The sequence below is a fragment of the Bradyrhizobium sp. WSM3983 genome (genome assembly GCF_000473045.1).
In the GTDB taxonomy this organism is placed as follows: Bacteria; Pseudomonadota; Alphaproteobacteria; order Rhizobiales; family Xanthobacteraceae; genus Bradyrhizobium.
The window spans coordinates 16,064-40,916 of record NZ_AXAY01000027.1; the positions used below are offsets into that span (position 1 = coordinate 16,064).

The 24,853-nt window shown below is 60.5% G+C and carries 23 protein-coding genes and 2 pseudogenes; 17 read left to right on the forward strand and 8 right to left on the reverse strand.

Annotated elements, in window-relative coordinates; translation table 11 throughout:
• Nucleotides 1-20 precede the first annotated feature (20 nt).
• The gene (locus tag YUA_RS45465) at nucleotides 21-1,559 is read left to right on the forward strand and encodes a sulfatase (RefSeq protein ID WP_035972232.1); all 1,539 of its coding nucleotides are present in this window, start codon (nucleotides 21-23) and stop codon (nucleotides 1,557-1,559) included.
• Nucleotides 1,556-2,500 (forward strand): DUF4432 family protein, encoded by a 945-nt coding sequence (locus YUA_RS47160; protein ID WP_051383463.1) that lies wholly within the window; start codon nucleotides 1,556-1,558, stop codon nucleotides 2,498-2,500. Before YUA_RS45465 ends, YUA_RS47160 begins: the two co-directional genes overlap by 4 nt.
• A gap of 706 nt (nucleotides 2,501-3,206) precedes the next feature.
• Here YUA_RS47160 and YUA_RS50355 read toward each other — a convergent pair.
• From YUA_RS50355 to YUA_RS48885, 5 genes and pseudogenes are all read right to left on the reverse strand, one after another.
• Entirely contained in the window at nucleotides 3,207-3,359 is a 153-nt protein-coding gene (locus tag YUA_RS50355; RefSeq protein WP_156947344.1) for a hypothetical protein, read from the reverse strand.
• A gap of 94 nt (nucleotides 3,360-3,453) precedes the next feature.
• The gene (locus tag YUA_RS50360) at nucleotides 3,454-3,780 is read right to left on the reverse strand and encodes a hypothetical protein (RefSeq protein ID WP_156947346.1); all 327 of its coding nucleotides are present in this window, start codon (nucleotides 3,778-3,780) and stop codon (nucleotides 3,454-3,456) included.
• A gap of 147 nt (nucleotides 3,781-3,927) precedes the next feature.
• A pseudogene (gene dnaE2, locus YUA_RS48875) lies at nucleotides 3,928-4,770 on the reverse strand (error-prone DNA polymerase); the annotation flags it as partial.
• A 71-nt stretch (nucleotides 4,771-4,841) separates the two neighbouring features.
• Nucleotides 4,842-6,191, reverse strand: a complete 1,350-nt coding sequence (locus YUA_RS51945; protein WP_245285292.1) for a redoxin domain-containing protein — start codon at nucleotides 6,189-6,191, stop codon at nucleotides 4,842-4,844.
• Nucleotides 6,192-7,088 (reverse strand): LysR family transcriptional regulator, encoded by an 897-nt coding sequence (locus tag YUA_RS48885; RefSeq protein WP_027534018.1) that lies wholly within the window; start codon nucleotides 7,086-7,088, stop codon nucleotides 6,192-6,194.
• A gap of 148 nt (nucleotides 7,089-7,236) precedes the next feature.
• Between YUA_RS48885 and YUA_RS0130045 the strand changes: the two genes are divergently transcribed.
• From YUA_RS0130045 to YUA_RS0130065, 5 genes are all read left to right on the forward strand, one after another.
• On the forward strand, nucleotides 7,237-7,890 hold the full coding sequence (locus tag YUA_RS0130045) for a hydrolase (protein WP_027534019.1): 654 nt from the start codon (nucleotides 7,237-7,239) through the stop codon (nucleotides 7,888-7,890).
• A 517-nt stretch (nucleotides 7,891-8,407) separates the two neighbouring features.
• Complete coding sequence (locus YUA_RS0130050; RefSeq protein WP_051383471.1) at nucleotides 8,408-8,767, forward strand: nuclear transport factor 2 family protein; 360 nt, start codon at nucleotides 8,408-8,410, stop codon at nucleotides 8,765-8,767.
• A 48-nt stretch (nucleotides 8,768-8,815) separates the two neighbouring features.
• Nucleotides 8,816-9,859, forward strand: coding sequence for an Atu2307/SP_0267 family LLM class monooxygenase (locus YUA_RS45485; protein WP_245285302.1), 1,044 nt, complete (start codon nucleotides 8,816-8,818; stop codon nucleotides 9,857-9,859).
• The gene (locus YUA_RS45490; protein ID WP_063627829.1) at nucleotides 9,856-10,629 is read left to right on the forward strand and encodes an SDR family NAD(P)-dependent oxidoreductase; all 774 of its coding nucleotides are present in this window, start codon (nucleotides 9,856-9,858) and stop codon (nucleotides 10,627-10,629) included. Before YUA_RS45485 ends, YUA_RS45490 begins: the two co-directional genes overlap by 4 nt.
• Before the next feature lie 191 nt (nucleotides 10,630-10,820).
• On the forward strand, nucleotides 10,821-11,705 hold the full coding sequence (locus YUA_RS0130065) for a pirin family protein (RefSeq protein WP_027534021.1): 885 nt from the start codon (nucleotides 10,821-10,823) through the stop codon (nucleotides 11,703-11,705).
• Nucleotides 11,706-12,078: 373 nt separating this feature from the next.
• Here YUA_RS0130065 and YUA_RS0130070 read toward each other — a convergent pair whose 3' ends face one another.
• Both YUA_RS0130070 and YUA_RS45495 read right to left on the reverse strand, forming a co-directional pair.
• Complete coding sequence (locus YUA_RS0130070; protein WP_027534022.1) at nucleotides 12,079-12,420, reverse strand: hypothetical protein; 342 nt, start codon at nucleotides 12,418-12,420, stop codon at nucleotides 12,079-12,081.
• 164 nt (nucleotides 12,421-12,584) lie between these two features.
• On the reverse strand, nucleotides 12,585-14,114 hold the full coding sequence (locus YUA_RS45495; RefSeq protein ID WP_084292963.1) for an alginate export family protein: 1,530 nt from the start codon (nucleotides 14,112-14,114) through the stop codon (nucleotides 12,585-12,587).
• 371 nt (nucleotides 14,115-14,485) lie between these two features.
• Here YUA_RS45495 and YUA_RS52385 point away from each other — a divergent pair, with 371 nt between their 5' ends.
• Nucleotides 14,486-14,857 carry a cation:proton antiporter gene (locus tag YUA_RS52385; protein ID WP_027534024.1) on the forward strand — a complete coding sequence of 124 codons (372 nt, stop codon included), beginning with the start codon at nucleotides 14,486-14,488 and terminating at the stop codon, nucleotides 14,855-14,857.
• Nucleotides 14,858-14,951: 94 nt separating this feature from the next.
• Nucleotides 14,952-15,077, forward strand: a pseudogene (locus YUA_RS51950) (LysR family transcriptional regulator); the annotation flags it as partial.
• 319 nt (nucleotides 15,078-15,396) lie between these two features.
• On the opposite strand, the gene YUA_RS0130090 reads toward YUA_RS51950, so the two are convergent.
• Complete coding sequence (locus YUA_RS0130090; RefSeq protein ID WP_027534025.1) at nucleotides 15,397-15,900, reverse strand: helix-turn-helix domain-containing protein; 504 nt, start codon at nucleotides 15,898-15,900, stop codon at nucleotides 15,397-15,399.
• Nucleotides 15,901-16,098: 198 nt separating this feature from the next.
• On the opposite strand from YUA_RS0130090, the gene YUA_RS0130095 reads away from it, so the two are divergent.
• From YUA_RS0130095 to YUA_RS0130130, 8 genes are all read left to right on the forward strand, one after another.
• The gene (locus tag YUA_RS0130095) at nucleotides 16,099-16,737 is read left to right on the forward strand and encodes a 2-hydroxychromene-2-carboxylate isomerase (protein ID WP_027534026.1); all 639 of its coding nucleotides are present in this window, start codon (nucleotides 16,099-16,101) and stop codon (nucleotides 16,735-16,737) included.
• 166 nt (nucleotides 16,738-16,903) lie between these two features.
• Nucleotides 16,904-17,641, forward strand: coding sequence for an SDR family oxidoreductase (locus YUA_RS0130100; RefSeq protein ID WP_027534027.1), 738 nt, complete (start codon nucleotides 16,904-16,906; stop codon nucleotides 17,639-17,641).
• Between the two features lie 12 nt (nucleotides 17,642-17,653).
• A complete protein-coding gene (locus YUA_RS0130105; RefSeq protein ID WP_027534028.1) occupies nucleotides 17,654-18,835 on the forward strand; it encodes an acyl-CoA dehydrogenase family protein in 1,182 nt (393 codons plus the stop codon).
• A 23-nt stretch (nucleotides 18,836-18,858) separates the two neighbouring features.
• A complete protein-coding gene (locus YUA_RS0130110; protein WP_027534029.1) occupies nucleotides 18,859-19,989 on the forward strand; it encodes an acyl-CoA dehydrogenase family protein in 1,131 nt (376 codons plus the stop codon).
• 14 nt (nucleotides 19,990-20,003) lie between these two features.
• Complete coding sequence (locus tag YUA_RS0130115; protein ID WP_027534030.1) at nucleotides 20,004-21,191, forward strand: acetyl-CoA C-acyltransferase; 1,188 nt, start codon at nucleotides 20,004-20,006, stop codon at nucleotides 21,189-21,191.
• A 21-nt stretch (nucleotides 21,192-21,212) separates the two neighbouring features.
• Nucleotides 21,213-22,220: a nitronate monooxygenase family protein gene (locus YUA_RS0130120; RefSeq protein WP_027534031.1), complete on the forward strand. Its 1,008-nt coding sequence runs from the start codon at nucleotides 21,213-21,215 to the stop codon at nucleotides 22,218-22,220.
• Nucleotides 22,221-22,323: 103 nt separating this feature from the next.
• Nucleotides 22,324-23,529, forward strand: a complete 1,206-nt coding sequence (locus YUA_RS0130125) for an ABC transporter substrate-binding protein (RefSeq protein ID WP_027534032.1) — start codon at nucleotides 22,324-22,326, stop codon at nucleotides 23,527-23,529.
• A gap of 71 nt (nucleotides 23,530-23,600) precedes the next feature.
• Nucleotides 23,601-24,770, forward strand: coding sequence for an iron-containing alcohol dehydrogenase (locus tag YUA_RS0130130; protein ID WP_027534033.1), 1,170 nt, complete (start codon nucleotides 23,601-23,603; stop codon nucleotides 24,768-24,770).
• The last annotated feature ends 83 nt before the right edge of the window (nucleotides 24,771-24,853 follow it).

Below are 24,853 nucleotides of genomic sequence, written 5' to 3' on the forward strand. Positions count from 1 at the left end.
CGATCAACGAAGGAAATGCCATGAAGACGGTCTTCGTTCTCTTCGATTCCCTCAACCGCCATCTGCTCGGCGCCTATGGCGGCAGCCGGATTCCGACACCGAATTTCGATCGTCTCGCTGCGAAGACGCTGACCTTCGACCGTCACTATGTCGGCAGCCTGCCCTGCATGCCGGCGCGGCGCGATCTCCTCACCGGCCGGCTCAGCTTTCTGCACCGGAGCTGGGGCCCGCTCGAGCCGTTCGACAATGCGATGCCGGAGCTTTTGCATCACGCCGGCGTCTACAGCCACCTCATCACCGATCATTTCCACTATTGGGAGGACGGCGGCGCGACCTATCACAATCGCTACGACAGCTATGAATTCGTGCGCGGCCAGGAAGGCGATCCCTGGAAAGCGATGGTACAGCCGCACTGGGAGCGGCTGCGCGAGATGTATCACGCGCGCCAATTCACCACCGAGCGACGGAAATACCATTCGCAGAACGTCATCAACCGCGAGTTCATCAGGGAGGAGAAGGACTTTCCGTCCGTGCAGTGCTTCGCGCACGCCTTCGACTTTCTCGATCGCAACCGCAGCGCCGACAACTGGCTGCTCCAGCTCGAGACCTTCGACCCGCACGAGCCTTTTCATGCACCAGCGCGCTTCAAGGCGCCGTTCGACAGCGGCTGGAATGGACCGATCCGCGACTGGCCGCGCTATGGCCGGGTCGACGAATTGCCGGCCGAATGTGAGGAGCTGCGCGCCAACTACTATGCCGTCGTGTCGATGTGCGACTTCCTGCTCGGCCAGTTGCTCGACGATTTCGATCGCCACGACATGTGGAAGGACACCGCCCTTGTCGTGACCACCGACCACGGCTTCTTGCTTGGCGAGCACGATTTCTGGGCCAAGAACCGTATGAACCTCTATGAAGAGATCGTGCACATTCCATTGTTCGTGCACGATCCACGGCGCGCGCACCCCGGTGCGCGAAGCGGGGTACTCACCCAGTCCATCGATCTCGCGCCGACATTCCTCGATCTGTTCGACGTGTCGCCGCCGCGCGAGATGGAGGGCCACTCGATCCTGAAGGCTGCGCGATCCGGCCAGCCCTTACGCGAGGCGGCGCTGTTCGGCTATTTCGGCGGCGCGGTGAACATCACCGACGGGCACTACACTTATCATCGTTTTCCCGCCGACCTGAATACACGGGAGATCTTCCAGTATACGGTGATGCCGACGCATATCCGCTCGCCGTTCCTGCCGGAGGAGCTGGCCGGTGCGTCGCTGTCGAATGGCTTTCCCTTTACCAAGGGCGCGAAACTGTTGAAGGTCCCGGTGATCGAGAGGTCGCCGATGTATCTCAATTACGGGCCGGGGGCGCTGCTCGAGAATGACACGCGACTCTATGATCTCGCGAAGGATCCTGGCCAGCAACAGCCCGTGCAGAACGCAGCGCAGGAGGCGCGCCTCGTCGCGTTGATGACGCGGCTGATGGCGGCGAACGAGGCGCCGCCCGAAGCGTTCGGCAGACTGGATCTGGCCGAGCCTGCAGCCGGGCGCGAGATGTCCTCGTGATCAGCGAGGATCTACGTGTCAAGCTCGGCGATCTCAGGCAATTCGCCAATGTTCGCCGCATTGTGCTCGACGACGGCGTCGAGCGCGGCGTCTCTGCGCTCGCCTTCACGAACGGAGGTGGCCTCGATTTCTGGGCGCTTGCCGACCGCTCGCTCGACATCGGGCCGCTCTGGTGGAAGGGCTTGCCGGTCGCCTGGCAGAGCATGGCGGGATTTCGCAGCCCGCATTTGCATCATCCGGAGGAGGATGGGGGGCGCGGCTACAGCCGCACCAATTCCGGGTTTCTCGTCACCTGCGGGCTCGACCATTTTCGACAACCCGTGCCCGGTCATCCCATGCACGGCCGGCTGCCGTTCACCCCCGCGCGCGTGACGGCCCATGGCGAGGACTGGAATCGAAGCGAGCCCGTGCTGTTCTGCGAGGGTGAGGTGATGCAGTTCCGGTTCGGCGGCGAAGCGTTACGCCTCAGGCGTCGGCTCGAGGCGCCAATCGGCGGCAACGTCTTGCGAATTCGCGACGAGGTGACCAACCTTTCGAACCAGCCCACGCCGCAGGCGAGCCTTTATCACTTCAATTTCGGCTACCCCGCTCTCGCGCCGGGATCATCCGTGACCCTTGGCTCTCGGCGCCTGCTGGAGGTCAAGGCGCTGCCCGACGTGTCGTTATCATCCGAATCCGTGAGTTATCCTGCCGACAATGGCGGCGCTACCGCTGTATGCAAACTCACAACCATGGACGGCGGCATGATGCTGGAGATTGCCATCAGCTTTGATGTCAGCACCCTGCCACATCTTCAGCTCTGGCACGATTTGCGGCCGCATGCCTGCGTGCTTGCGATCGAGCCCTGCACAAGCGCCAAGGTGAATGGAGCCGAATCGGTGCTTTTGCCCGGCGAGAGCCGCGCTTATGCTTTGGATGTTGAGTTTGCGATGAAGGTCTAACTGCGGACCTTGGCTATTAACGAGTCCTATGACGGTAGATGCCGGGACGCCGCGCTTGGAGCCGATGCTCGCAAGCAGTCCGTCTCTGCTTTTGAGATTGGAGCAGACCACGCTTAAGCCCATCTATTCCAATTCGTCGACAATCACGGACTCGTGTTGATGCGCCTCTGTCCTTCGCAAATCTGCACGTTCTGCTCGCAGGATCTCAGCCGGCCAACGGCCTTCTTGACCAGGAATGTAACCGGTTGCGTCGACGCGCAGTACGAAATTGCCGCCGAATTTGCGATCACGCAGAGCAGGGTAGCCAGATTGAAGCCGGAGAACTAACTTGCGGAACTGCTAAACCTTTCTTTCGAACGAAGGCGAAGGTATTTCTGGTGCGGTGGCCGACGATATACGAAGCGAAAAGCAGCTAAGCCATTGTTTAGCTGGTGGGCCCGGCAGGACTCGAACCTGCAACCAGACCGTTATGAGCGGCAGACTATCGATCACCTTCGTTGATTTTGCTGCGGTTTCGCCTGCGTTCGATCGCGTTTGTTGCGTTTCGACGAGGTCGTTTCTGGTGCGAAACTGGTGCGGTTGCCAGTTCGCGGTTCGGAGGTGATTGGCTCAACAGTCGCAACTTCTTCAAGCGCTTTGCCATCGTCCTCTCAAGGCTGAAACAGGGGGTTCGATTCCCCTAGGGAGCGCCAACCATTTCAATCGTTTAGATCCCTTTCGCAGAAGTCGTCGAATGTTCATTGAATAAGCGTCGGCGAAGGTTGGCGAACTTCGGCGCGCAAATCAGGAAACCCAGCCGCAGCTCATTCTCGCTTCCATCGCCGGCTTCGCCGTGTTCTGCTGTGGTCGAGATCGGCATGAGCATCTGCTGTGGGAGATCATCAGAACGCGCTGTTCACGGTGAAACTCTGCTTGATGAACGTGCGCGTTTCGTCGACGAAAACGCTGAAGCGTCACCCGTCGATCGCCTGTTCGATTTCCTGCTGCATCTTAACTGCGACTCCGCTCTGCTTCACGCTTTCGCCAAACGAATCGTGCAGCAGGCGTCCTCGCAGTCTTGTCATGCGTACCCATCCTTGGGCGCCACGATGCCCAGCGAGACACTTAGCCGGTGTTGGACGACTTCGGGGATCGCCAAAGTTGATCGTCAAATTCGCTGGCGCGCTGTCCTTGATCGAGAGTTTTGCCGAAAGTGGGCGTTCTGGGATAGCCGGGCCGACGCCGAAGCTGATCGGCAGGCAGGACTGACGAATAAGCCGGAAGGCCTCCGCAGGCGTCAATTTAGAGTGCTCCGTTCGGCGAGCGGCTTTTGCAGAGACAGTGCTTCGGGCGCAGGGCCGTCAGCCCGAACGCTGCTGCAAAACTCACCATCCGCTCTAGTTGGCTACGCGCCTCGCGCAGAACTCAACGGGACAGAAGATGCGAAAGTCTGTTTCGGTCGTCCCGGGTCTGACGATCGCCACCTTGATGACGAGATCGTAGAATTTGTTCGGCTCGATCGGCGGCAGCATCGACATCTGCGCGCGAGACTCGATTTGGAAGACGCCGAGCGTGTCGGCGCGCTGGATCATCTTATAAACCTCGGGATCATCGTCCTGCAGGTCGGCCATCGTGACCTTGATGCACTTGTCCTGCTCCAACAGACTGAAGGCGCGGTTCATGCAGCCGAGCATGCCGAGCCCCAGCACGTCGACCTTCATGAATTTCAGGGCGTCGATATCGTATTTGTCCCACTCGATAATCTGGCGGTCTTCCATTCGGGCAAGGCTCGATCGGCACGAGATCGTCGAGCCGCTTCTGGGTGAGCACGAAGCCGCCGGGATGCTGGGAAAGATGGCGCGGCGCGCCGATAAGCTGACGCGCAAGGTCCAGCGTCAGTCGGAGGCGATGGTCCTTGGCGTTGAGGTTTTCGATCTGGTCGGTCGAGATGCCGTCGACCGACCAGCCCCAGACCAGGCCGGTCAGCATCTTGGTGAGATCGTGTGGCAGGCCGAGCGCCTTGCCGACCTCGGCGACGGCGCCGCGCGTGCGGTAGCGGGTGACGACGGCGGTTAGTGCGGAGCGATGCCGGCCGTAGGTTTCATATATCCACTGGATGATTTCCTCGCGCCGCTCAGGCTCGAAATCGACGTCTATATCCGGCGGCTCCTTGCGTTCGCCGGAAACGAAACTCGCGAAAGCAGCTCGTGCTGGATGGGGTCGATCGATGTGATGCCGAGCATAAAGCACACGCAGCTTTTCGCCGCTGACCCACGGCCTTGCACGGCGACCAGTCAGCAATCCTGGGATGTAGGTGCTCTCCGCCGGTAAAATGCCGACGGCGAGAGCCCTCGGTCGGCCGTCAGAGTTCGATGCCAGCGGCGGCGAGCGCCGCGTCCATCCGCACATCGACTTCCTGCTTCGTAGCTGCCCAGGCCGGCACCGTATCGAGCAATCGCTGCTGCCAAGCTGCGAGGTGGCCGAATTCGGCGAACGGTGGGTGGTTGCGCGTCACCTGCGAAAAAGGTGCTGCGATGTCGATGCCGGCGAATGTCAGATGGTCGCCGACGATGAAGCGTCGATCGGCAAGATGCGCGTCCAGCACTGCCGCGGCTGCGCGGATATTCTTAAGCGCAAGGTCGACGATGCTCTTGTTCTCGGCTTCGCCGAGGAAGCGATTTCCGACTCGCTCGTTGAACTGCAGCACCGAAAAGACCCGCCATTGCTCACCAGACCAGAACATCCACTGGAGCACCTGATGGCGCTCCTGGTCGTTTGCGCCGAGGAGATCGGAACCGGCTTTCTCGGCAAGGTAGATGTTGATCGCGGACGCTTCGTAGAGCACCGTCTCATCGTCAACCATCACGGGCGTGAGGCCGTGCGGGTTCAGTGCCAGGAACTCGGGCGTGCGGCTTTCGCCCTTGAAGAGATCCACGTTCACGCGTTCGATCGCGGTCCCCATGATCGCTGCGGCAGAAGTGACACGGCGCAGGCTGTCCGAACCGGGATCGCCGTAAATCTTGATAGGCATAGGATAAAACCTCCTCAGTTTTGGAATCTTCAGCAAGGATGACAAGCGGGCGCCCGCTAACGGGAGCACCCGATGCTTTCGGCCTGGCCTATGCCGGCCGATCATTGCGGAGCTGATCAAGTACCGGCAGCAGCTCGGACGGTCCGGGCGGTGCGTGTAGTCGGGGTTCACTTCGGCATAGGCGATGACACCGTTGGCTCCGATGACGTACCGCGCCGGCATCGGCAGCACCCATTGCGGGTTAGCATTGATCATCGGCAGGTCGTTGCCGAACTGTTTGTAGACCTCGATCAGATCGGCCGGGAGTTCGAAGCGCAGTCCGAAACGATCCGCCACGTGCGCACCGGCATCGCTCAGAATGGGGAAGCCGAGCTTGTTATCACGTTGGGATTCGCGGCTGTTGGCCAGAGTCTGCGGAGATATCGCGACCAAGCGTGCGCCCCGGTCCTCGATCAGGGTGCGCACGTCTTCGAGCGCCTGGAGGTCGTAGTTGCAATACGGGCAACAGACACCGCGATAGAAGGTCAGGACAAGCGTTCCCTCGGCTACCAGCTTGCGCGAGCTGACCGAATTACCGTTGGCATCCTCGAGCTCGAAGTCAGGGGCCGTGTCGCCGGCGCTGAGCGCGCGTTCAGCCTGGCCGCTGTCGATCAGCGCCCGTATGGCGCGCCAGTGCTCCACTCAGACAGGTGCAGTGCCGACAACGTCCGGAGCTTTTCCGAAACACTCGATCAGCATTTCGGTGAGGATTCTTATCTTGCGAGCGGGATGCTGGCCTGGTGGCCGGACGACAAATACACCCGCCGGACGTATCGGGTGCCGGGTCATGACCGCAACAAGCGTGCCAGAGGCCAGATGCTCATGGATCAGGCCCTCGGGGAGATAAGCGATGCCGAGTCCTGCTATGGCGGCAGTGACCAGAGCTGTGCCGTTGTCGGCTTTGAAGCGCCCCTGCGGTCGAACCGTGACGGTTTGTTCACCATCCATGAACTGCCAGGTTTCAGTGCCCTGCATGAGAGCCTGATGCGTGAGGAGTTCATCCGGTGTCTCAGGCGATCCGTGCGCTTTGATATACTCCGGACTCGCAACTAATCTCCCATAGATCGGTCCGACGCGCCTTGCGATCAGGTTAGAGTCCGGAAGATGGCCAAGCCGTATCGCACAATCATAACCCTCTGCGATGAGATCTACGAAGCGATCAGTGTAGCAGGTGTGGATGCCAAGCTGAGGATAACGTCGCGCCATTTCGGCGAGCACCGGAGCAAGATGAGTCGGGCCAAAGGTAAGTGGTGCAGCAATCCGCAAGCGGCCGCGAAGATCACCCGCGGGTAGGATCGTTTCCTTGGCAACATCGATCTCGGCGCAGACTCTGGCGGCGTGATCTCGGAATGTGGAACCCGCCTCTGTGAGTACGGCGCCGCGAGTGGTTCGTGCAAGCAACTGGACGCCGAGCTCTGCTTCGAGCCGAGCGAGTTGCCGACTAACGATCGACTTGGAGACCCCGAGCCGGCGCGCAGCAGATGATACTCCGCCGGCGTCAGCGACCTCTACGAATGTTCGCAGTTCTTCAATGTCCAATTTTAGCGTTCCTGCTTTTGCGACACAGTGTGGGGAGGGCGAGCGCTACCGTATCGCAAATGGGAATGGCAGTGTCCACGCAGACATCGTCGCAGTCGGCGGATGTCTCCCACAAATCAGCCTCATCTAACGGCAGCAGAGGATATTCATGACCTTTCGCAACGGCCTTGCGTCGCTTCTTCGTCCCGAGGACTCGGTACTCGTTCTGATCGATCACCAGCCCTATCAGCTCACGAACCTGAACAGCCACGATCCGCAAGCTGTGGTCAACAACACGACCGCGCTGGCGAAGTTAGCAAAAGCATTCAATGTTCCGACCATTCTCACCAGCGTGATCGCGGCGCGCGGTGGACTTCTCTTTAAGCAGATCACCGACGTATTTCCGGAAGAGGAAGTCATCGATCGCACCTGGGTGAACACCTGGCAGGACAAGAATGTGGTGAACGTCGTCAAGGCGACCGGCCGCAAGCAGCTGATCATCGCGGGTCTGTGGACCGAGGTCTGCGTCGCAATGCCTGTCATTCAGGCCGCCGGCGAAGGCTGGGACGTGACCGTGATCACCGACGCGTCGGGCGGGATTTCGAAGGAGTCTCACGAAGTTGCCATCCAGCGAATGATCGCGGCCGGCGCGAACGTGATGACCGTGATGGCGCTCGCTGGCGAATGGCAACGCGATTGGGCGCGCACCGAGCATGTCGAGGAGCTGACCGAGATTCTCATCCAGCACTTCGCCGGCAGCGGTATCGCTTATATGTGGGAACAGCAATTGCTCAATACTCCGGTACCAAGCGCAGCGAAGTGAATTGAAGGGGGGTGACGGGCGTCCGGACGATGCATTGTGAAGGGTGTCCGCTGGGCTAGTCTTGTCATCCCCTCTTTCCGGAAAACTGGGAACCGAACCGCTTTCAGCGGGGGTTGAGCCTACAGCGACCTCGCTCGAATCGGGCAACGTAACTGATCCATTTCCAGCCGCCTTTCACTGTTCATCCGCGGAGGACGTCGCGGCGCGATCGGCCGAATGTTTGTGTATCAATCGACCCGCAAGGAAGGCTCAAAATGGTGGCCGAACACTACCTGGTTGGACTGCAAATGGATGTGTCCTATCGGAATTTCAAAGTCAGCCTGACGTTGCTGTCCGCGACGCAATTGACGTTCGAAATCAAAGAGGGGCGGACTTCGACCGCTGCCAAGTCCTTTCATTCGCTACGTTGCCGAGTGGTCAATTCATGCGAATGACAGGGCCTTTGGTTGTCACCCGGCCGCCCGACCGCGTCGCCGACGATCGGCCCCAGCGAAACAAGGCGCTGGTCCTCGATGCGATGACATCTCTATTCCAGCGTCGAGACGCAGCGTCTGTCGAGCGGCTCTATGCTCCAGCCTACATCCAGCACAATCCCGGCATCCCACAAGGCCGAGACGCCTTGAAGGCGCTCGTCGCTAATCTGTCGCGCGACGTATACTACGCGCCTGGCCTGATGGTCGCCGAAGGCAATTTCGTCGCGATCCACGGTCGAATCCGAGGTTGGGCAGACGTGCCGCAGGTCGTAGTCGATCTCTTCCGGATCGAAGGCGGCAAACTGGCCGAGCATTGGGACGTTCTACAGAACGATGTGCCGGCAACCGCGACGATCGGGGGCGCTTCGATGTTCGATCCCGACGAGGGATCTCGCCAACCTTAACTGCTCGCAAGGCTTCCCATGGAAATCGGTATCGACAGCTTCGCGGCCATGCTTCCCGATCCGGCGACGGGCAAGCTTCCATCCGGCACCGATCGCATGGCAGACCTCATCGCGGAGGTCGAGGTCGCCGACCGGGCCGGACTCGATGTATTCGGTGTCGGCGAGCACCATCGCGCAGAGTTCCTGGATTCCGCTCCCGCGGTCATCTTGGCCGCGGCGGCAGCCCGCACCAGTCAGATCCGCTTGACGAGCGCCGTGACCGTCTTGAGCGCGGCCGACCCGGTGCGCGTGTTCCAGGAGTTCGCGACACTCGATTTGATCGCCGGCGGCCGGGCGGAGATCGTCGTCGGTCGCGGTTCGTTCGGTGAGGCCTTCCCGCTGTTTGGCCTCGACACCATGGCGTATGACGAGCTCTTCGCCGAGAAACTCGATCTATTTCTCAAGCTCCGCGAATCGACCAACATCACCTGGAAGGGGCGCTTCCGGCCGGCGCTCCATAGCCAAAGCATCTTCCCACGCCCGCATCAGTCGCAACTTCCGCTCTGGATCGGCGTCGGCGGCACGCCGCAATCCTTCGCGCGAGCCGGCGAGCTTGGCCTTCCGTTGATGGTCGCGATCATAGGCGGCAGCTTCGAACGGTTCCGTCCTCTCGTCGATCTCTATCGCGAGACCGGCCTGCGCGCAGGCCATGATCCTAAGCAACTGTCGGTAGGCGTGCACGCCATGGGCTTCGTCGGAGAGACCGTCGCCGCCGTCAGAGACGCCTTCTTCCCGGGATGGGCGCACCTGACCGCGAAGATCGGCCGCGAGCGCGGTTGGTCGCCGCCGAACCGACGGCAATTCGACGTCATGGCCGGTCCCGAGGGGGCCTTTCTCGTCGGCGATCCGGCGGCAGTCGCAGCCAAAATGCTTCGCGCCAACGAACTTCTTGGGGGACTCTCCCGCATTACCTTCCAGATGAGCACTGCTTCGCTTGAAACCGCAGCGATGAACCGCTCGATCGAACTGCTGGGTAACGAGGTCGCGCCGGCGGTCCGGGCGGCGACAGGACACAGCAAAAGCACTTTCGATCGTCGGAAGGATAACACATGATGGTATCCGTCCCGCCACGATCGGGCAGGTCCGTCGTCGTGACGAACGCCGGCGCTGGTCTCGGCCGCGACATCGCGCTTGGACTCGCCGCAAGGAAATACATGGTCTTCGGGACAGCAATGTCCGCTGCGGAGGCTAGAGAGATCAAGAATGCGTCCGGCGGTCGGGTCAGTCTGACGGCCTGCGACCTCACCGAGACGGTCGCCGTGGAAGCATGGGCTTGCGGCGTGAGCGATGCACTGGGCCATGCCGGCCTTGACCTCCTGATCAACAACGGCGGACTTCTCGCTCAGGGCCCGATCGAGCTCCTCGAACTCGACGACATCCGCCATGAATTCGAGGTCAACGTGTTCGGCACCATCTCGGTGACGAACGCGTTCTTGCCGGCCTTACGGAAGTCGCGCGGGCGCATCGTTCAAGTGAGCACATGGTTGGCGAGCGTGCCATTGCCGTTCGGGGGCGCGTCGGGAGCTTCGCAGGCGGCCATCGAGGTGTTCTCAGCGGTCTATCGCGCCGAACTCAAGCCTTTTGGCATCGAAGTTCTGGTCGCAGCCACGGGCGACATGAACGGCGCGGCGACGGCAGCAGCATTGACACGAAAGGCGAATGCCATGACGCCTCAGCAGCGCAAGCTCTACGGCAAATCCCTTGATATCGTCGCAAAAAAAATGAGAGGCGTCCAACTGAACGAATCGTCGTCGTCGGTCGCCGCGCGCATAATCGAGCTCGCTGAGCGGTATCCGGCGCCGACTCGCTCGGCGATCGGGTAAGATGCCGAGCAGATGCTCGTCGATGTTCACGAGAAAACCGACTCCGAACTCGATGCGCGTCGTAGAGCCGCGTCGGCCTTTGATCTTCATTCGAGTCGCGAAAGAGGGAACTTCAATGCGAGCGAGAACAAGAAACTGTCCGCACGGAGGGAGCGGATCGAGAGCGTCTGAACGCGATAAGGTTGTTCAACATGATTGAAATGGTCATCGAACAGAGGCGCCGCGACCTCGGCGGCGGATTTGAAGTCGGCCGCGTGCTTCCGATCGCCAAGCGTCGCATGGTCGGTCCCTTCGTCTTCTTCGATCATATGGGACCGCTCGATCTTGCGCCCGGTGTCGATCGTAGCCTCGACGTCCGCCCACATCCGCACATCGGACTCTCGACCGTCACCTATCTGTTCGCGGGCGAAGTGATGCACCGCGACAGCCTCGGCTACGAGCAAGCTATCCGTCCGCAAGAGGTTAACTGGATGACCGCAGGTCGAGGCATTACCCACAGCGAGCGGCTCGAGCGGGCGAGACTGCAAGGTGATCATTTACACGGCGTCCAGGCCTGGGTCGCGCTACCGACCGAACATGAAGAGACCGCGCCTTCCTTCTCCAACTATTCCGGAGGGGACCTTCCCCAATGGAACGAAGCAGGCGTGGTAGGCCAACTCATCGCCGGCAGCGCCTATGGTCTGACGGCGAGTGCCACGACGCATTCGCCGCTGTTTTACGCTCATCTCAATATGGCGAGCGGCGCGACCGCCGAGATACCGGGCGGGCACAGAGAGCGCGCCCTGTACATCGCTACAGGGGCGGTGGAACTGGATGGTAAGCGCTACGAGGCAGGCAAGATGCTGGTGCTGGCTTCCGTCGCCTCCCGCGTGCTCGCCCTGGAGCAGTCTTCAGTGATGGTCTTGGGAGGAGAGCCCGTCGGCGAACGGTATATCTACTGGAATTTCGTATCATCCTCGAAGGATCGCCTCGCGCAGGCGGCCTCGGATTGGAAGGCGGGAAGAATGAAGCTTCCCGACGCCGACAATGTCGAGTTCATTCCGCTGCCGGACGGGCCGATACCGACCTTCCGATGAGGCGTGGGTAGCCGATGAAACGAACGTCGATCCGCGACGGAGCACGCCGCCAAGGCGGCCGGTCGAACTCTCGCCGACATCCAACCAAGGTCTCAATGGCAGGACTGCGCATTCAAGTAAAAGTCTCGGAAGCCGGGCAGAGCCCGTTTTCAGTCCGTATCGACGCGGGCGGCCATGCCCTGACAGGTGATGAACCGGTGGAGGCTGGTGGCGGCGGACTTGGACCCAACCCTTTCGAGCTTCTGACGTCAGTTCTAGCAGAGTGCACAGTCATGACCGTACGCTGGCCCGCGCCCGTCACTGCTGGTCTTGCTCATCCGGATCCAGCCGCGCCTGGAACAGCCTGCGCCGGTTGCCATAAGACAGCCCCTTACTACTTGGGTGGGTAGGGCTCGATGTCCGCAGACCAATAATGCCTGGCGATATTCTGAATGTTTCGGATGACGTGGTAGGCAATATCCGGATCGCCTCCTTCAAAAGTGTCCGGATCTGCACCGCACATCAGGCAATACATTCGCTGATGAACGACGCCTGCAAAATATTCCAGCACCGGCGTGGCGTCTACCTGATCGATTGCTCGCATGTCTTCGGTAGCCTGTTTGACCGCCTCTTCCAAAGCCAGAGAGACCGCAGCAGCCAACGCCGTGTCCGCACGTTTGATTACGTCGACGGCCTTTCTTTCAGCCGGCGTAAGAACAGGGCAACTTTTTGTCACTACTAACCTCCGTGAACTTTGATGGTTTCAGTGGAGAAACTCCTCTCCAATGCGCGGCGTAATCAAAGTCTTCCGTAAGGCTGGTCGAGGAGCGGGACAACGAAGTCGTTGTGCCGGCCACTACGTCGGCATCGGAGCAGCACAGCGATTGGCCTGAGTTTCTTTCAGAACTTAAATCTCACGTAGGCCGAGCCATATTGGACGTCGCGACCGGGGATCGCGCTCGCGGTCAGAAACGGTCCAACGAAAAAGTAGGCATAGGCCAGCGAAACGTCTACGTGCCGGGTGGCTCGCCAAACGATCGACGCCGAAAGCTGGTCTCCGATGTAGCGCTCGCGGCTCTCCTGTCCCGTCCGAAGCAAATTGCCGGCTAACCCGTAGACGCCGTCGTGTAGACTATTTCTCCAGAACAGGTCGTAGCCAATTCCCAGTTGAATTGAGTCCGATAGATTGGCCTTGAACGTGGCGCCCAGCGCCAACAGATTGGGAGCGCCGTTCAAGCCGATTGCAGCTTGACCGAAGTAGATTCCAGTGGGGAATAGAGCGCTAAACGTTCCGAATGTACCGCTTGCCGGGCCGCCGTCACCGCTCGTCGCCGCCGCCTTCAGACTTACGCGAGGCGCGGAAGGTATGGACTTGAAGGTGTAGCCCGTTTCTGTGGCGAAAGAATAGGCGCTTAACGGAAGACCCGCAAAACTGCCGGCCTGATATGTCAATTCCCAGTCGTAATCCCAGTTTCCCTTCGACCCGAAAGCCCGCGCGCCGAATGTATGACGCTGCTGGTCTCCCGTACCGCGATCAAAGGTAGCTTGGCGATTGTTGATGCCCAGATAATACAGATCGACGCCGCCACCCATCGAAGAGACCGCCTTAGTCGCGTAGAGGCCCCAAAACGTCGTGCGCGTGTCCGACGGATCGTCGAACATGGACGGTCGGTTCAGTACCGGTCGGGTGACGAGCGCGGTTGCGTGCCAACCGCCGACATCCAAGACAGCCGAGACTCCATCGAATGCCCGCCGGACGTTCGGTCCATCGCGCACGTCCACGAATCTACCAGAGCCGAATCGAAACTCCTGCCGCCCAAGGCGGACCGTAATATCCGCGCTCGAGAAGGCCGGTACGTCGAACTGGGCAAACGCCTGTTCCAGCCACAGTTGAGCCTCATCCACCGGGCGGGGCCCGCCGTTGCGTCCATCTAATGTCGCGCTGGAAAGTTGCCCGAAGAGCCGGATCCCGTCTCCTAGATGCCAATCCGAGTAAGTTGAAATGCGCTGAAGGAGGTAACCGTCGCGATCTTGTGGCCCCACCCCCCAATTGGCGTTCCTAAATACCTCGTACCACTCCCGAACTTCACCGCCCAGGGTTAGATACTGGTCTTTTTGAGGACTCAAAGAAATGAACTTGATGGGGTCTAAGAAATCGCGTTTGCACCCGGGGTCACGAAGATAGCTGTAGTCTTCATCCTGACGCAGCAGCGCATAGGGCGGCGGCGAGGGGCAGATCGAATCCGCCCATGCGCTAGAGGAGATCATGCTCAGGGCAAACATCCAAACCCACTTCGACGGGGTCCGCGATTCTTTCTCGCGCCGCGAACCAGTTCCCATCAGCGGCTTCGAGAATATCGAAGCAGCCGGTGCCCTAGCTGAAAAGATCGCCCGATTCACCTTCGGGCACTGCGGCATCGAGATCGTCATTGTCCGCCTTTTCCCATCTCGATGAGATCAGGCGATCCCGAATCGACTCGGCTCTTCCGGGAGCGCCCACCATGACGCTCCGACTGCTTGCCGCATATCGCTTTGGGACCAAACGCGGTAGTCGCACGACTTGATCCTCTGTGTCGTGCAAAGTGGAACGCAGATTTCGCTTTTTCAAACTGGGGTAGACTCAAAAGCGCGCTATGTTCGCGACGCAGCCGCTGTTGGGCAGGCTGAGACACTTTTGCCCACTAGACGAGACACAACGGGCAAAAGCTCTCGCCGGCTCCTCTGGGATCAGGCCGAGCCCGTCCCAGTCTCAATGACTGCTCAATCAAGCCTGTTGATGGGCAAGTCCAGACAAGGAAGACATGTCCTCCGTCACTCGCTTCGAGATCGTGCTCTTGCTCATCGCTATGATCGTTGTCCTTGAAATGCTCGCGCAGCGGCTTCAACGTCCTCGTGCCGCGGCGCTTATCGTTGGTGGGATCGGTCTTGCCATGATCCCGGGAACTCCAAACATCGAACTCGATCCCGATCTCGTCATGGTCCTTTTCCTGCCGCCGTTGTTGATGGCCAGCGCATGGTTCACCGCCTGGCGGGATTTCCGCGCGGACATAAGAATCATAATGCAACTTGCTGTGGGAGCCGTTGTTTTTTTACGACGCTGGTCGTCGGAGTGGTGGCGCACTTGGTGCAACCGACCCTCCCATGGGGAGCCTGCTTCGCTCTCGGCGCGATAGTCTCGCCGCCAGACGCCGTAGCGGCGAAGGCGATACTTCAGAAACTGCCTTTGCCGCAACGAGTCATCGTGCTTTTGGAGGGAGAAAGCCTAGCCTAGTCCAGGTGCTCGACGACTGGTGCGCGCCGTTTGCGGGCTACCACCTGTATTACCCAAGCCGGCGACAGCCGACGCCTGCCTTCTCGATTCTGGTCGAAGCTCTTCGCACTGGCGCACGATGAGCTCCGGTTATCGTTTGACGTGGGAATACGACGAAGCGGAATGGAGATCGGCATCAGGTCAGCCTATCTCGCGGCTCGCGGTTCTGGACCGCACCGGAGCGCTGGTGGGCCAACGCGATCTCGCAGCTCCTGTTGCAAACGGGCCGGTGCGGGGCTCATCGACAGGACTAACGGCGGCCATTGCGCCGGTTCTGTTTGTCGCAAGCGACTTGGTTGTGGGCTGGTTGCGATTGCAAGCCTATGCTAGTTGCTCGCGGCGAGTCGGGCTCAACCAGCACGTGATTTATGCTCCGACCGCAGCAACGCTCTAGCCACCAGCTTAACGCGATTCAAGACCTCGCTTGGTTCGCTGCTCGAGCACCGGTGAAGGACGTCGCGCGCCCGGACCCGGATGTACGTGGACCGCCTTGGCGCTGAGCGGCTCGCCGCATTCCGAGCAAACCATCACGGGGTCGAACATCTTTCCGCAGCTCTTGTGCTGATGCAGCATTGGTCGACCGCGTGAATCCACCATGTGGATGTTGCCCCAGTGCACGATCGACATGATGATCGGATAGAGGTCGAGCCCCTTCTGCGTCAGAATGTATTCGTAGCGCTTTGGCGATTCCTGATAGGGAATCCGACGCAGCACGCCGAAACGCACCAGCTTCTTGAGCCGGTCGGCGAGCAGATGCCGAGTAATTTCGAGCGATGCCTGGAATTCATCGAACCTGCGGATGCGAAGAAAACATTCGCGCAGGATGAGCAGACTCCAGCGGTCGCCGATCACCGCCACGGTGCGGGCCAGCGAACACGGTTCGTCCTCGAGCGAGTCCCATTTCATCAATGTCTCCAATGCTCTGCCAAAGAAAATGATTAACAATTCTAATTCAGAACTCGCAAGGCTTCAATGATTGAAGGGCATTTTTATCAAGATTGATCAGTTTCGGGTTGACGGTTCTAAAATAGAACTTTAAGACTTCAGCACGGCCGCCGGGGCCAACTCGCGCGCCTGCAACCAATTGGAAGGGGAGAAGCGCCCATGGCTGCACCGCTCAAGGTCGAATTCCACTTCGATTTCGGCAGCCCCAATGCGTATCTGGCCGAACTTGCTTTGCCAGAGATCGAGCAGCGCACCGGCGTGAAGTTCGACTATGTTCCGGTGCTACTCGGCGGCGTCTACAAGGCGACAGGCAACATGTCGCCAGCCGAATCCCTGCACGGAATCAAGAACAAGCCCGAATACAACGCCCTCGAGACAGAGCGTTTCCTGCGCCGGCATAACGTCACGAAATTCAAGGCGAACCCGTTCTTCCCGGTGAACACATTGATGTTGATGCGCGGCGTGGTCGCCGCCCAGTTCGAAGGTCTGTTCGATCCCTATTTCCGCGCCGCCTACCACCACATGTGGGTCGAGCCGAAGAAGATGGATGATCCCCAAATCTTCCGCGCCGCCTTCATGTCATCCGGTGTCGACATCGATCGCCTCATCGCACGCGTGCAGCAGGATGACGTCAAGAAGAAGCTGATTGAGAACACCAGCGATGCCGTGGCTCGCGGCACGTTCGGCTCGCCGACTTTTTTCGTCGGCAAAGAAATCTTCTTCGGGAAGGATAGCCTGCCCAATGTCGAGGAAGAGATTGTGGTGCAGTTGAATGGCGCCCAGCGCAAGACGGCGTGAATCGCCGACACCTGGACGCTTACAAAAGATCGAGATCATCCTGATGGACGCTCTCCCTGCGACGTCGACGGGCAAGCGCCCGAAACACAAACTGGCGGCGTCGCCGCGCAGCGAAGGCTGATGTTCCGTTCGAGAGTTCACTCAAATTTGAGGCCGGAGTAGGACCATGCAGAAGAGAAACGCGACTGTCGCTGTCATTGGTGCCGGCGACTTTATTGGCAGCGAGATCGCCAAGAAATTCGCTTCCGAAGGATTTACGATTTTTGCGGGCCGCCGTAATGGCGACAAGCTCGCGCCGCTGGTCAAGGAGATCGAGGCTGCAGGTGGCGAGATCCATGCCCGCTCCCTCGATGCGCGCAAAGAGGAGGAGATCACCTCGTTCCTCAATGAGGCCGACAAGCATGCGCCGCTGGAAGTCTGCATCTTCAACATCGGCGCCAATGTCAACTTCCCCATTCTGGAAACCACCGAGCGCGTGTTCCGGAAGGTCTGGGAGATGGCCTGCTATTCCGGTTTTCTCGCGGGCCGCGAGGCGGCACGGCTGATGCTGTCGCGCGGGGGCGGCAACATCTTCTTCACCGGCGCCACGGCATCCCTGCGCGGCGGCAGCGGCTACGCGGCATTCGCCAGCGCCAAGTTCGGCCTGCGCGCGGTGGCGCAGGCGATGGCGCGCGAATTGGGGCCGAAGAACATCCATGTCGCGCACCTCATCATCGATTCCGGCGTCGATACGGAATGGGTGCGGCAGCGCCGCATCGAAGCGCTCGGCCCCGACGCGTTGGACAACCCGGATCTGCTGATGCCACCGGCATCAGTCGCCGCGTCCTATTGGCAACTTTACCAGCAGCCGAAGAGCGCCTGGACGTTCGAGCTGGAAATCCGTCCCTTCGGCGAGAAGTGGTAGGGAGCGCGTTCGATGGAGCTGGCGCTGTCGGCGGAGGATGCTGCCTTTCGTGACGAAATCCGCGCCTTCATCGCGGAGAACTATCCGGAGGAGATGCGTGTTCCCAATCCGGAGACCGATCTCTCCAAGGAGCAGATGCTGCTGTGGCATCGCATCCTGCATAGGAAGGGTTGGATCGCGCCGCTCTGGCCGAAGGAATATGGCGGACCCGGCTGGTCGATCACCCGCAGATTCATCTTCGAACAGGAGACTAGCCGCGCCGGTACGCTGCCGCCACTGGCGTTCAGCGTCACCATGGTCGGCCCGGTCATCTACACGTTCGGCAACGAGGCGCAGAAGAGAAAGTTCTTGCCCCGTATTCTCTCTGGTGAGGACTGGTGGTGCCAGGGCTATTCCGAGCCTGGCTCCGGCTCCGATCTTGCCACCGTCCGCACCAAGGCGGTGCGTGATGGCGACCACTACATCATCAACGGGCACAAGACCTGGACCACGCTCGCGCAGCACGCCGACTGGATCTTCTGTCTCGTCCGCACCGATCCGACCGCCAGGCCACAATCTGGCATTTCGTTCCTGCTGATCGACATGAAGTCGCCGGGCGTCACCGTACGCCCGATCATCACCATCGATGGCTCCCACGAGGTCAACGACGTTTTTCTCGAAGACGTTCGGGTGCCGGTCGAGAACCTGATCGGCGAGGAAAACAAGGGCTGGACCTACGCCAAATTCCTGCTCGGCAATGAGCGCACCAGCATGGCCGGGATCGGCCGCTCGACGCGTTACATCGACAAGCTGAAAAAGATCGTGAAGGCCGAGATTGCAGCGGATGATCCGGCCCACCTCGAATTCCTGCGGGACATCGCGCGGGTCGAGCTCGACGTTCTGGCCCTGGAAGCGACCGAGCTGCGGGTTGTGGCGCAGATGGCGCGCGGCATCGATCCGGGACCGGCGGCATCGCTGTTCAAGATCCGGGGCACGGAGATTTTCCAGAACATCACGGAACTGACCCACCGCGCCATCGGCAACTACGGCCTGGCGATCCGTGAGCATCCGGTCAGCGCCAACCATTTCATGCCCGGACCGGACTACGGTCACACAGCTTCAGAAAAATATCTTAACTCCCGCAAGCTCAGCATCTACGGCGGATCAAACGAGATCCAGCGCAACATCATCGCCAAGGCAGTGCTCGGTCTCTAGCAACGACGCAACAAGAGGATCGGATGGATATCCAGTTCACGGAAGAGCAGGAATTGTTGCGGTCCAGCGTCCAGCGCTTGTTGCGGGACCAATATGATTTCGAGGCTCGCCGCAAGATTCTTGGCAGCGAGGATGGGCTCAGCCGCAGGCAGTGGCGGGCCTTTGCTGAACTCGGTTTGCTTGCCGCGCCCTTCTCGGAGGACACCGGCGGACTCGGCGGCGGTCCGCTGTCGACCATGCTCATCATGGAGGAGTTTGGCCGCCATCTCGTGGTCGAGCCATTCGTTGAGACGGTCGTGCTTGCCGGTGGGCTAATCGAGCAGCTGGGGTCTGAGGCCCAGAAGCAGGCGTGTATCCCGGACATCATCGCGGGAACCAAGATCTGGACCTTGGCCTGGACCGAAAAAAGCTCGCGGTTCGATTTCGTCAACGTCACGACTGGCGCGCTCCGAGATGGAGAAGATTATGTCCTCACTGGTGACAAGAGCGCCGTGATCGCCGCGCCATGGGCCGACTATCTGATCGTGTCCGCCCGCACCTCCGGTCATCGCCACGACCGCGGCGGCGTCAGCCTGTTCGTCATCGATCGCCGCGCAGCCAATCTCGACCTGCAGAGCTTCAAGACCATCGATGGTCGTCGTGCCGCCGAGATCAGCCTGCGCGGTGTCCGAGGACAATTGCTCGGTAGAGAGGGCGAGGGCGTCCCCGCGCTGGAAGCTTGCCGCGACCGCGCGATCGGCGCGCTTTGCGCCGAAGCCGTTGGTGCGATGAGCGAACTCAATTCCGCGACGCTGGAGTATTCCAAGACCCGGAAGCAGTTCGGCACCACGATCGGCTCTTTTCAGGTGTTGCAGCACCGGATGGTCGACATGTTCATCGCGCATCAGGAGGCACTCTCGCTGATGCAGCACCTCAATCTCAGCCTTAACACAGGCGAAGCCGGCGTCGCGCGGCTCGCGTCCGGCGCCAAGTCGAAGATCGGTTATGCGGGCAGGTTCGTGGCCGACCAGGCGGTGCAGCTCCATGGCGGCATGGGCATGACCGATGAGCTCAATATCGGTCATTACTTCAAGCGGATTTCGTCCATCAACATCCAGTTCGGTGATCCCGCCTATCACCTGCTGCGCTACGCCCAACTCGACACGGCGGCTTAACCAGAGAGGCAAGCATGACGACTGAGGCAGTAATCGTTTCCACCGCGCGCACCGGCGTCGGCAAGGCCTATCGCGGCGCGCTCAACAACACTGATGGTCCGACGATGGCGGGACATGTGATCGCCGAAGCCGTGAAGCGCGCGGGCATCACGCCCGGTGAGGTCGAGGACGTGGTGATGGGCTGCGCCATGCAGCAGGGGACCATGGTGATGAACGTTGCGCGCAAGGGCGCGGTCCGCGCTGGCCTTCCCGTCACTGTCGCCGGCACCACGATCGATCGCCAGTGCGCCTCTGGTCTCCAGGCGATCGCGGTCGCGGCACGTTCGGTCATGCTTGATGGCGTCGAGATCGCGATCGGCGGCGGCATCGAGTCGATCAGTCTGGTGCAGAACGACAACATGAACAGGTTCCGCGCCGTCGATGATGAGCTGATGGCGATGAAGCCGGAAATGTACATGTCGATGCTGGAGACCGCCGAGGTCGTCGCCGAGCGCTACAGAATCGGCCGCGACCGGCAGGACGAGTACAGCCTCGAATGCCAGCGCCGCATCGGTGCCGCGCTGCAGGGCGGCCGCTTCGACGAAGAGATTGTGCCAATCACGACCAAAATGGCCGTCGTCGACAAGGACACCAAGGAGGTCAGCTATCAGCAGGTGACGCTGTCCAAGGACGAAGGTCCGCGCCCGGATACCACCGCGGAGGGCCTCGCGAAAATCAAGCCGGTCTTTGAGGGCAAGACCATCAGCGCCGGCAACGCCAGCCAGCTCTCAGATGGGGCCTCGGCCTGCGTGATCATGAGTGACAAGATCGCGGCGAAGAAGGGCCTGAAGCCGCTCGGCATCTTCCGCGGCTTCGTCGCCGCCGGCGTCGAGCCGGACGAGATGGGCGTCGGTCCGGTCGCGGCGATCCCGCGGCTCTTGAGCCGGCACAACCTGAAGATCGACGACATCGACCTCTGGGAGCTCAACGAAGCCTATGCGGTGCAGGTGATCTACTGCCGCGACAAGCTCGGCATCGATCCGGACAAGCTCAACGTCAACGGCGGCTCGATCGCGATTGGCCATCCCTATGGGATGACCGGCGCTCGCCTCACCGGCCACCTCCTGATCGAGGGCCGGCGACGCAAGGCGAAATACGGGGTGGTGACCATGTGCATCGGTGGCGGCATGGGCGCGGCGGGTCTGTTTGAAATCGTCCACTGATCGGAAACGCGGGAGAGATTTGTGAAGACAGCGATCACTGAACTGTTCGGCATCCAGCATCCGATCATCCAGGGCGGCATGCATTACGTCGGTTTCGCCGAACTCGCGGCTGCCGTGTCCAATGCTGGCGGCCTCGGCATCATCACCGGGCTCACGCAGAAGACGCCCGAACTGCTGGCGAAAGAGATCGCGCGATGCCGCGACATGACCGACAAACCGTTAGGCGTGAACCTCACCTTCCTGCCGAGCTTCACTGCGCCGCCTTATCCGGAATACATCGCCGCCATTCGCGAGGGCGGGATCAAGGCGGTCGAGACCGCGGGCCGCAGCCCGGAAGCCTACATGCCGGCGCTTAAAGCGGCCGGCATCAAGGTGATCCACAAATGCACGTCGGTGCGGCATTCACTCAAGGCCGAGAAGATCGGCTGTGACGCCGTGAGCGTGGATGGTTTCGAGTGCGGCGGTCATCCCGGCGAGGACGACATCCCCAACATGATCCTGCTGCCGCGGGCGGCGGATGAACTCAAGATCCCGTTCGTCGCCTCCGGCGGCATGGCAGACGCGCGCAGCCTTGTGGCGGCGCTATCGATGGGCGCCGCCGGCATGAACATGGGGACTCGCTTCGTCGCCACCAAAGAGGCGCCGGTCCATGACAATGTGAAGCAGGCGCTGGTCAAGGCGACTGAGCTCGACACCGTGCTTGTCATGCGCGCGCTGCGCAACACCGAGCGCGTGCTGAAGAACAGGGGTGTCGACCGGCTGCTCGAGATCGAGCGCGAGAGGGGCGCCAGCCTGAAAGTTGAAGACATCCACGAGCAGGTCGCGGGCGTCTATCCGAAGGTGATGGTCGATGGCGAGATGGACGCGGGCGCCTGGAGCTGCGGCATGGTGGTCGGGCTGATCCACGACATCCCAACGGTCAAGGAGTTGATCGACCGCATCATGGTGGAAGCGGAAGCAATCATCCGGCAGCGGCTGATCGGCTTCATTGACGGCGTCGAGCAGTCAAAGGCGGTGAAGGCCGCATGAAGTGAGCCGTTCGCGACGTGTCGTCGAACGGCGATTCTATTTCTAGAAAAATAGCCGAACAGGCAAAGGCGCACGGCTCGAACCGGCGCAAAGGGAGAGAGACATGAATACTAAATTCGCCTTCGTGGCCGCGTGTGCGGTCATATCTCTGCTTGGGTCGCCCGCTTCAGCAGCCGACGAACCCGGCGTGAGCGCGACGGAAATCAAGATAGGCGGGATATTCCCGTTCAGCGGTCCGGCGTCCCCAATCGGCCTGGTTGGCAAAGGCGTGGTGGCCTATGTGCAGTCGATCAACGATCGGGGCGGCATCAACGGTCGCAAGATCAACTATATCGCGATGGATGATGCCTACAGCCCGCCAAAAGCAGTCGAGCAAGCCCGCAAGCTGGTCGAAAGTGACGAAGTATCATTCATCTTCGGCCAGCTAGGTACCCCCGGCAATTCGGCGACGGCAAAATATCTTAAAGCCAAGGGCGTTCCCTCGATCGCGATCGTCAGTGGCTCGAGCAAATTCACCAACGTCGCCGATTATCCGCTGACCACGACCGGTCTAGTTAGCTATCAAACCGAGGGACGAATCTACGCCAAGTTCCTCGACAAGACGTTGCCCGAAGCAAAATACGCGATTCTTTTCCAGAACGACGACCTCGGCAAGGATTACGTCAGCGCCTTCAAATCGTTCCTGAAGGCGGAATTCGACACGCGTGTCGTCACCGCGGCCTATGAGGTGACCGAGCCGACCGTGGATTCCCAGGTCGTCAATCTCAAGAACTCGGGCGCCGAGGCGCTGTTCATTGCCGGCACGCCGAAATTCGCCGCGCAGGCGATCCGCAAGGCTGCCGAGACCGGCTGGAAGCCCAAGATCATCATCAACTTTCCGTCGGGGTCGATCGGCGGCACGCTAAGGCCCGCCGGACTGGAGAATTCCGTCGGCGTGATCGTCGGTACCATCAACAAGGACCCGACCGATGCGAAGTGGAACGACGATGAAGGCGTGCGCGGCTACAAGGCGTTCTTTGGCAAATATCTAGCGGGCGCGGACTTCGATAACACCAGCTATCTCACCGGCTACATGCAAGGCATGATCCTTGAACAGATCGTCAAACAGTGTGGGGACGACCTTTCGCGAAAAAACATCCTCAAGCAGGCAAAGTCGCTGAGCCGCGTCGTGCTCCCCACGGCATTCCCGGGCATTGAGGTGAATACCAGTGAATCCAGCAACATGATCTGGAGCCAGATGCAGTTGCAGCGGTGGAGCGGCAGCGCTTGGGAGCCCTTCGGCCCGATTCTGGACGCAAGTTCCGAATGAATGCGTGAGAGACGCCGTCCGAGCAACGTCGAAGTGCCGTCTTGCAGCTGAGATCACCAGGGAAAATGAGCATGACGAAAGTCGGTTTTCATCAATATCCGCCGATGGATCAGGTGATCTTCGGAAAGCCGGCGGCCCAGGCATTGCGCGAGGAGGCCGAACGGCGTGGTGCCAAGCGCGTCTTTCTCATCGTCAGCCGAACGTTGAATACGAAGACCGATGAGATCGAAAAGATCCGCAACGCGCTGGGTAGCAGACATGCCGGCACGTACGATGGTGTTCCGCAGCATACGACGCGAGCGTCGGCGGTAGAGGCAACCGCGCATGCCGTCGAGGCGAAGGCGGACCTGGTCGTTGCCGTGGGAGGTGGATCGGTCGTCGATGCGGCCAAGATCGTCCTGATGTGCCTTGAACACGGTATCACCGAGGAATCAGGCCTCGACGGATTTGAGCTGGTTTCGACTCCCGAGGGGCCCAGGCCCGGTCCATTTCGCGCCCCGAAGGTGAGGATGATCGCGATCCCGAGCACGCTCTCGGGCGGAGAGTACAACTCCGGAACGCTCGTCACGGACTCGCGCAGGAAGTTGAAGCAGATATTCAGCCATCCATTGATGATGCCGCTGTCGATCATCCTGGATCCGGAAATCACCCGGCATACCCCGCAGACGTTGTGGCTCGGGTCAGGCACCCGCGCGATGGATCACGGGATCGAAGCGATCTGCTCTCCGAGAGGCAATCCGCTGGTGGAAAGCGTATGCCTGCGCGGCCTGCGCTACCTGTACGATGGCCTGCAGGCCACCAAGGACAATCCGGGCGATTTGGAAGCACGACAGTTTTGCCAGCTGGGCTCCTGGATGTCCGCCTTTGGACTGCAATGCCGCGTCCCGATGGGGGCCAGCCACGCGATCGGACACGTGCTGGGCGGCACCTGCGACGTCCCGCACTACCTGTGCACGGCGGTGATGATGCCGAGTGTGCTGAAATACAATCAGCCGGTCACGGATGAAGCCCAAAAGAAAATTGTCGAGGCGTGGGGCGCGCCGGACGCGAGCGCCAGCGACATCTTCGCTGAGTTCATCGGTCGATTGGGATTGCCCGGCCATCTCTCGGAAGTCGGTGTGACCAAGGAGAAGTTCGAACTGATCGGCCGCAACGCGATGCAATCGATCTTCACCCGCGCCAACCCACGGGCCATCAAGGGTCCCGAAAATATCGTCGAGATTCTTCAACTTGCCGCATAGCGACGGCTGCCGCCGAGAGGGCCAGATGCGCGAACCCCTCGGCACTCAACCAACAGCATAGATCGTCGGACAGGAGCACGCCG

Coding starts and splice junctions, on each gene's coding strand:
- YUA_RS45465 (WP_035972232.1), top strand. CDS start 21: ATGAAGACGGTCTTCGTTCTCTTCGATTCCCTCAACCGCCATCTGCTC.
- YUA_RS50355 (WP_156947344.1), bottom strand. CDS start 3,359: ATGCCGATCTCGACCACAGCAGAACACGGCGAAGCCGGCGATGGAAGC.
- YUA_RS0130045 (WP_027534019.1), top strand. CDS start 7,237: ATGACCTTTCGCAACGGCCTTGCGTCGCTTCTTCGTCCCGAGGACTCG.
- YUA_RS0130050 (WP_051383471.1), top strand. CDS start 8,408: ATGACATCTCTATTCCAGCGTCGAGACGCAGCGTCTGTCGAGCGGCTC.
- YUA_RS45485 (WP_245285302.1), top strand. CDS start 8,816: ATGCTTCCCGATCCGGCGACGGGCAAGCTTCCATCCGGCACCGATCGC.
- YUA_RS45490 (WP_063627829.1), top strand. CDS start 9,856: ATGATGGTATCCGTCCCGCCACGATCGGGCAGGTCCGTCGTCGTGACG.
- YUA_RS0130065 (WP_027534021.1), top strand. CDS start 10,821: ATGATTGAAATGGTCATCGAACAGAGGCGCCGCGACCTCGGCGGCGGA.
- YUA_RS45495 (WP_084292963.1), bottom strand. CDS start 14,114: ATGACGATCTCGATGCCGCAGTGCCCGAAGGTGAATCGGGCGATCTTT.
- YUA_RS52385 (WP_027534024.1), top strand. CDS start 14,486: ATGTCCTCCGTCACTCGCTTCGAGATCGTGCTCTTGCTCATCGCTATG.
- YUA_RS0130090 (WP_027534025.1), bottom strand. CDS start 15,900: ATGAAATGGGACTCGCTCGAGGACGAACCGTGTTCGCTGGCCCGCACC.
- YUA_RS0130095 (WP_027534026.1), top strand. CDS start 16,099: ATGGCTGCACCGCTCAAGGTCGAATTCCACTTCGATTTCGGCAGCCCC.
- YUA_RS0130100 (WP_027534027.1), top strand. CDS start 16,904: ATGCAGAAGAGAAACGCGACTGTCGCTGTCATTGGTGCCGGCGACTTT.
- YUA_RS0130105 (WP_027534028.1), top strand. CDS start 17,654: ATGGAGCTGGCGCTGTCGGCGGAGGATGCTGCCTTTCGTGACGAAATC.
- YUA_RS0130110 (WP_027534029.1), top strand. CDS start 18,859: ATGGATATCCAGTTCACGGAAGAGCAGGAATTGTTGCGGTCCAGCGTC.
- YUA_RS0130115 (WP_027534030.1), top strand. CDS start 20,004: ATGACGACTGAGGCAGTAATCGTTTCCACCGCGCGCACCGGCGTCGGC.
- YUA_RS0130125 (WP_027534032.1), top strand. CDS start 22,324: ATGAATACTAAATTCGCCTTCGTGGCCGCGTGTGCGGTCATATCTCTG.
- YUA_RS0130130 (WP_027534033.1), top strand. CDS start 23,601: ATGACGAAAGTCGGTTTTCATCAATATCCGCCGATGGATCAGGTGATC.